This window comes from Thiolapillus sp. (genome assembly GCF_048562965.1).
GTDB classification, from domain to species: domain Bacteria; phylum Pseudomonadota; class Gammaproteobacteria; order Chromatiales; family Chromatiaceae; genus Thiolapillus; species Thiolapillus brandeum_A.
In genome coordinates this window covers 1-5715 of record NZ_JBHNMF010000200.1, presented here as the reverse complement: position 1 = coordinate 5715, position 5715 = coordinate 1, and the positions used below count along the sequence as shown (strand labels likewise).

At 61.1% G+C, this 5715-nt stretch carries 11 protein-coding genes; 7 read left to right on the top strand and 4 right to left on the bottom strand.

The features are described 5' to 3' along the window. Window positions 1–67: 67 nt before the first annotated feature. From arsC to ACOCD2_RS11150, 7 genes are all read left to right on the top strand, one after another. Window positions 68–415, top strand: a complete 348-nt coding sequence (gene arsC, locus ACOCD2_RS11180; RefSeq protein WP_293646509.1) for an arsenate reductase (glutaredoxin) — start codon at window positions 68–70, stop codon at window positions 413–415. After that, window positions 412–1002 carry an NAD(P)H:quinone oxidoreductase gene (gene wrbA, locus ACOCD2_RS11175; RefSeq protein ID WP_293646492.1) on the top strand — a complete coding sequence of 197 codons (591 nt, stop codon included), beginning with the start codon at window positions 412–414 and terminating at the stop codon, window positions 1000–1002. Before arsC ends, wrbA begins: the two co-directional genes overlap by 4 nt. Then, complete coding sequence (hda, locus tag ACOCD2_RS11170; RefSeq protein ID WP_293646494.1) at window positions 999–1688, top strand: DnaA regulatory inactivator Hda; 690 nt, start codon at window positions 999–1001, stop codon at window positions 1686–1688. The genes wrbA and hda overlap by 4 nt, the downstream gene beginning before the upstream one ends. 17 nt (window positions 1689–1705) lie before the next feature. Then, window positions 1706–2263: a class I SAM-dependent methyltransferase gene (locus ACOCD2_RS11165; RefSeq protein WP_293652527.1), complete on the top strand. Its 558-nt coding sequence runs from the start codon at window positions 1706–1708 to the stop codon at window positions 2261–2263. A gap of 156 nt (window positions 2264–2419) precedes the next feature. After that, the gene (locus tag ACOCD2_RS11160; protein ID WP_305800270.1) at window positions 2420–2686 is read left to right on the top strand and encodes a YqaA family protein; all 267 of its coding nucleotides are present in this window, start codon (window positions 2420–2422) and stop codon (window positions 2684–2686) included. Between the two features lie 18 nt (window positions 2687–2704). Next, complete coding sequence (locus ACOCD2_RS11155; RefSeq protein ID WP_293646497.1) at window positions 2705–2941, top strand: hypothetical protein; 237 nt, start codon at window positions 2705–2707, stop codon at window positions 2939–2941. Next, the gene (locus ACOCD2_RS11150) at window positions 2938–3534 is read left to right on the top strand and encodes a histidine phosphatase family protein (protein WP_293646499.1); all 597 of its coding nucleotides are present in this window, start codon (window positions 2938–2940) and stop codon (window positions 3532–3534) included. The genes ACOCD2_RS11155 and ACOCD2_RS11150 overlap by 4 nt, the downstream gene beginning before the upstream one ends. A gap of 27 nt (window positions 3535–3561) precedes the next feature. Here ACOCD2_RS11150 and ACOCD2_RS11145 read toward each other — a convergent pair whose 3' ends face one another. The 4 genes from ACOCD2_RS11145 to ACOCD2_RS11130 form a co-directional block, all read right to left on the bottom strand. Next, a complete protein-coding gene (locus ACOCD2_RS11145) occupies window positions 3562–3789 on the bottom strand; it encodes a hypothetical protein (protein ID WP_293646501.1) in 228 nt (75 codons plus the stop codon). After that, window positions 3774–4715, bottom strand: a complete 942-nt coding sequence (locus ACOCD2_RS11140) for a hypothetical protein (protein WP_293646503.1) — start codon at window positions 4713–4715, stop codon at window positions 3774–3776. Before ACOCD2_RS11140 ends, ACOCD2_RS11145 begins: the two co-directional genes overlap by 16 nt. Further along, entirely contained in the window at window positions 4708–5445 is a 738-nt protein-coding gene (locus ACOCD2_RS11135; RefSeq protein ID WP_293646505.1) for a hypothetical protein, read from the bottom strand. The genes ACOCD2_RS11140 and ACOCD2_RS11135 overlap by 8 nt, the downstream gene beginning before the upstream one ends. After that, window positions 5446–5715 (bottom strand): DUF3820 family protein (locus ACOCD2_RS11130; protein WP_368857453.1); only part of this gene is annotated, 270 nt, incomplete at its 5' end. It lies immediately after the preceding gene.

Sequence of the window (5715 nt, the reverse complement as noted above, 5' to 3'; positions counted from 1 at the left end):
TGATACCCCTACACCCGGTCTGCCTTCCCGTTTACAATCAGCGTATCCAATACCCGAGGTACAGAACATGAGCATCAAGATCTATCACAACCCCCGTTGCAGCAAGTCGCGCCAGACCCTGCAACTGCTGAAAGAGCACCAGGTGAAACCCGAAATTTTCGAGTACCTGAAAACGCCCCCCAGCCACGAGGAACTGGAACAGGTGCTGGACATGCTGGGACTCGAACCCCGTGAACTGATGCGCACCAAGGAAAAGGAATACAAGGAACAGGCACTGGACAATACGGACCTGAGCCGCGACCAGCTCATCGATGCCATGCTCGCCACCCCCAAGCTCATCGAGCGGCCCATCGTCATCAAGGATGGCAAGGCAGCCATCGGCCGTCCACCGGAAAAAGTGCTGGAACTGCTGTGAGCAGCTATATCCTCGTACTCTATTACAGCCGCCAGGGGGCGACTGCGGAAATGGCGCGCCTGGTGGCCCGGGGTGTGGAAGAAGGCGGCATGGAAGCCCTGCTGCGCACCGTACCCGAGGTGTCCAACGTCAGCGAGGCCACGGCCCCTCCCGTGCCCGACAGCGGCCCGCCCTACGTCGAGCTCGACGAGCTGAAGCACTGCGCCGGCCTGGCCCTGGGCAGCCCCACCCGCTTTGGCAACATGGCTGCCGCCATGAAATACTTTCTCGATGGCACCAGCGGCCTGTGGCTGGGCGGCGCCCTCATGGGCAAACCCGCGGGCGTGTTCACATCCACCAGTTCCCTGCACGGTGGCCAGGAAAGTACGCTCCTGTCCATGATGCTGCCGCTGCTGCACCATGGCATGATTATCTGCGGCCTGCCCTATTCCGAGCCGGAACTGCTCACCACCACCACGGGCGGCACGCCCTATGGCCCCTCCCACCTAGCGGGCAGTGACAGCAACCTGCCCCTTTCAGAAGAAGAAAAAGCCCTGTGCAAGGCCCAGGGCAAGCGTCTGGCCCTGCTGGCGGCCCGGCTGGCATGACCCGCCAGCTGCCACTGCCGGTGGAACTGGCGCCACAGGCCGAACTGGCCGATTTCATCGCAGGAGACAACCTGCAACTCATCGACCTGCTGCAGCGCATCGCTGCCGGCAGTAACGACGAGATCCTGTTCATTTCGGGCGGCCCCGGCAGCGGCAAGACCCACCTGCTGATGGGCCTGTGCCGCCGGGCGGAGCAACAGGGCCATAGCTGCGCCTACCTGCCACTGGACGAACTGCGAACGCTCTCGCCGGCACTTCTTGCCGGCATGGAAGCCATTGACATCCTGGCCGTGGACGGGGTGCAGTATATCGCCGGCCGGGACGACTGGGAAGAAGCCCTTTTCATACTCTTCAACCTGGCCCGGGACGAGGGCAGAAGCCTGGTCTTCAGCGCTGACCGGGGGCCGAAACAGCTTGCACTGGCCCTGCCGGACCTGCGCTCGCGTCTGTCATGGGGAAGCAGTTACCGCCTCCAGCCCCTGGATGACACCGGCCTCATGGAACTCTTGCAGACCCAGGCACAGAAACGCGGGCTGCAACTCAAGCCAAAGGTGGCCCAGTGGCTGTTGCGGCACTGCAGCCGCAGCCCCGGCAACCTGCTCGGTATCCTGGGACGCCTCGACCAGAAGGCCCTGGCCGAGAAACGCCACAACCTTTCCCTGCCTTTCGTCCAGTCCTGCCTGTAAACGGCCCGGCGGTTTTCATGCAACTCACGCAACGGGCACAGTCCATCGTCGAGCAATACCTGCAGCCCGGACAACAGGTGGTGGATGCCACCGCCGGCAACGGCCACGACAGCTGTTTTCTGGCCCGGCAGGTGGGCGCCCGCGGCAGGGTGTTCGTTTTTGATATACAACAGCAGGCTCTGGACAGCACCGCTTCCCGCCTGCGTGACCAGGGGCAGGCGGCGCAGGTAACGCTGGTTTACCGTGGACACGAACACCTGCTGGATGAAATCCCCGCCACGGATCACGGGCATATTCAGGCGGTGATGTTCAACCTGGGATACCTCCCCCACGGCGACAAGACCAGGACCACCACCAGTGCGACAACCCTGCCCGCGCTGGCACAGGCCAGGGCTGTGCTCGCGCCCGGCGGCATCATCACCGTACTGGCCTACCGTGGGCACCCCGGCGGCCAGGAGGAGGCCCAGGACGTGGAGCGGCAACTGCAGCGACTGGCCGGTGAGGGCCTGCAGCTGAGTGTCATCCCGTCTCCCGGTCCCGTGCTGTTCGTGCTCGCACCCGAAAGGTATGACTGACGCCGGCGGACTCTGGGGCCTGTTCCTGAGCAGCTTCCTGGCGGCCACCCTGCGCCGGGTGGGTCCGAAGCGCTGCTGCTGTGGCTGAACTACCAGCAGAGCTACAGCCCGGCGCTGCTCCTGCTCGCCGCAACCGCAGGAAACACCCTGGGCGGCATGAGCAGCTGGGCCATTGGGCGCTGGCTGCGTCACCGCTTTCCCGAAGCGGGACTGCACAAGCCCCGGCAGCGCCAGGCATTGGCCTGGCTGGAAAAACACGGCGCTCCCCTGCTGCTGTTATCCTGGGTGCCCATCGTCGGTGATCCCCTGTGCGTGGCCGCGGGCTGGGCGCGCATGCCCCTGCTATCGTCCGCCCTGTTTATTGCCCTGGGAAAAGGCGCTCGCTATGCTGTTCTGCTGTGGGTATCATCGACGCCTGGCTGAACTGTTTCTCTAAATCTCATGCAACCCATCGTCATCGACCCTGCATCCACTTCCCTGGCGAGGCATCCTGCGCTGGTACTGACCAGACGCCGCTCCCGCAAGCGTTTTCCCGAAGGCTGCGTCACCCTCATGGAAACCGAGGCCGATGCCATCAGCGGGGCGCAACCGGACAAGGACCTCTACGCCGCCCTTGTCTACGGCCCCTCCCCCTCATCGGAAGGCCTGCGCCTGTTCTATCTGGTGCGCTGGCTGTGACCACGGTACTGGATTTTATCCGCCACGGCGAACCCGAAGGCGGCAGCCTGTACCGCGGCAGCGCCATCGATGATCCGCTCAGTGAAAAAGGCTGGCAGCAGATGTGGTCAGCCGTGGGCGAGACCAATCACTGGGACCGGGTGGTCAACTCACCCCTGTCCCGCTGTCACACATTCGCCCGCGCCCTGGCAGAGCGGTATACGCTGCCGGTGACAACGCTGCACGATTTGCGCGAAGTCGGATTCGGCGCCTGGGAAGGCAGAAGCTCAACTGTGATACGTAAAACCCATCCCCGGGAATATCAGCGCTTCTATGCGGACCCGGTGAACAATCGACCGAAGGGAGCGGAGGATCTGCATGCTTTCGGACAGCGCGTGGCTGCGGCGATGGAAGGCATGGCAACAGACTATGCAGGAGAACACATCCTCGTCGTTGTCCATGCCGGGGTGATACGCGCCGCCTTGGGCCATGTGCTGCAGGCGCCCGCTGCCGCCTGGTACCGGACCAGGGTGGACAACGCCGGCATCACCCGCTTTCATTATGATGATTTGGGAAAACAGCTCATTTTTCATAACCGGCTGGATCTTAATTGACCCAGCATCACCTGTATTGATGCCGGGTTAATAGTCCCTGAATACGGAATCAGCCGGCGTGAACTTTCCGACAGGAACAGCCAGTGTCCGGGCGCCCTGCTTCACTGGGGCGAAGCCGGCGTTCAGCACCCTGGCATAGGCCTGCTGCAGGGCCGCTTTCAGCTGTTGCTGCTGAGCGGTGATCGCGGCATGCATATCATCCTCGAAGACATCCCTGTTCAGCGCTTCATCCAGTTCGATCACCGCCTTGTCCACAGCCAGCCACCGATGGCGCCACAGACAAGCGCACCGGGACCCGCAGGACTGCAGATGGCGGTACCTGCACCGGCCCCCGCAAGCATACCGCCACCCTTGACGGCGGATTTTGCCACGAGCTTGGCCAACAGCGCGGAAGCCACATGAAAACTCTTGGTGCCGGCCACTTTCGCCAGCGTCTTCTTCACTACCACAGCACCCACACCTTTGGCCAGGACGACACCGGTTCCCGTGGCAGCCAGTGCAGCCACTACCTGCCTGTTGAGATCCCGGCTGCTGAGCTGCACGCCAGACGCAAACATCTCATCCAGATTCAGGCTGTCTCCGAACACAGGCTCCCCTGACCCGACAGGCCAGGAACCGGCAGCAATAACCAGCTGCAGCCGGAAGGAAAGCCTGTCTCCCGATTGCCGGATGTCACGGGACAACCGGGCATTGATGTCAGCCAGCATGTTGTCCAGGTTGGCCTCCAGCGCTGCAGGCAGAAAAACCGTTTCCTTCAGTTGTTGCTGCATGTATTCCCCCATGTCACCGCCAACAGCATGGGCATAACGCATGTATTCTCCCGTGAGCGAATAGTACCAGTCGGCAAAATCACCCACATGGTCGTGCACGGGGGCAAAGGCCGTGTCCACGGCCGCATCGATCTGTTGCCGCATCCGTTCCAGCAGCTTGCCCTGTTCTTCATCCACCGCGGACTGTATATCCAGAGACAACTGCAGACGCTTTGCTTCCGGAACTACCCGCTGCTCACCGTTGAGGATAACATAAAGCAGTTGCTGTACCGGTTCAGCCTGCTGCTGTACCTGCAGTTCAGCCAGCTGCCTGCCACCGCGCAGGAAGGCAAAACCGGCAAGTAACGCCAGTACCAGGATTACGCCAAAGAACCCCAGCCATACCAGCCGTGAAGAAGGCCTGTCACCCAAGATGACACCCCTTGTGCATGATTCTGTCCAGGTCCGTCTTCTGGATCAGGGGCGCCAGCAGCATACGGCTCCATGCCCACAAGGAGAGACCGGACCAGAAAAAGAACAGCAACCAGCCTGCCAGCTTGCCCCAGGTGTTTGTCAGCATTTCCAGGCCCTGCCGAACCAGCTTTTCCACAAGTGCCTGCTGCGCCGCATAGACAGCAGTTGCCTGCCAGGACATGTCTCTGTAATCGGTTTGCGGTTCAAACATCCAGCCGCCAGCCAGCAGCAAAGCGAGTATCAGCGTGTTGACAGTTACCAGAAGGTGCCGGGCGATGATGCCTTGCGCCCCGGCCTTGACCTGACCCTGCAGGCTTTGCTCCAGCCGGTGACTTGTAAAAAACAACACGGGTATATCCATCATCAGCAGCAGCCAGAACCAGGGCGGCCAGTCCAGCGCTTCGACGAAGAGGATGAAAACCAGTACAGTGGCCTTGGTGACCTGCCACAGAAACAACACGGCCTTTCTGCACATGAGACGGGAAAGCCAGTTTTCCCCCTCGAGATACATACCCACCAGCGCGCGACGGCGCAGGAGCGCCACTTCCAGCATGTTCAGAACGATAAGCGCCAGTACAGGCAGCATCAGCAGCAATACCCCAACACAGGGCAGACTGTCGCTCCACATCGCCCAGCCAAGGAGCAGAAGGCAGGGAAACAGCATGTACAGCAGTCTGAAGGCCTGCATTCAATGCACCGTGGGCAGCTTCTTCATGGGTTCGATGAGATATTCCAGACCATTGATCTTGATTTCCAGCGCAAGCTGCATGAGTTGCCCCAGCTTGCCTTCCGGAAAGCCTTTGTTGGAAAACCACAGAAGATAGGGTTCCGGCAGGTCGATCAGTACCCGCCCCTGGTACTTGCCAAAAGGCATGGGCGTTTTGGCCAACTTCAGGAGGTCTTCCTTGTCGAACATGATGAGAATACGGCCTGTGTTTGATTGTATTGGTGTATTTAA

Bases quoted from the DNA above. Each gene is read 5' to 3' on its own strand.
- arsC (WP_293646509.1), top strand. From the start codon at position 68: ATGAGCATCAAGATCTATCACAACCCCCGTTGCAGCAAGTCGCGCCAG.
- ACOCD2_RS11135 (WP_293646505.1), bottom strand. From the start codon at position 5,445: ATGCAGGCCTTCAGACTGCTGTACATGCTGTTTCCCTGCCTTCTGCTC.
- hda (WP_293646494.1), top strand. From the start codon at position 999: ATGACCCGCCAGCTGCCACTGCCGGTGGAACTGGCGCCACAGGCCGAA.
- ACOCD2_RS11160 (WP_305800270.1), top strand. From the start codon at position 2,420: ATGAGCAGCTGGGCCATTGGGCGCTGGCTGCGTCACCGCTTTCCCGAA.
- ACOCD2_RS11165 (WP_293652527.1), top strand. From the start codon at position 1,706: ATGCAACTCACGCAACGGGCACAGTCCATCGTCGAGCAATACCTGCAG.
- ACOCD2_RS11155 (WP_293646497.1), top strand. From the start codon at position 2,705: ATGCAACCCATCGTCATCGACCCTGCATCCACTTCCCTGGCGAGGCAT.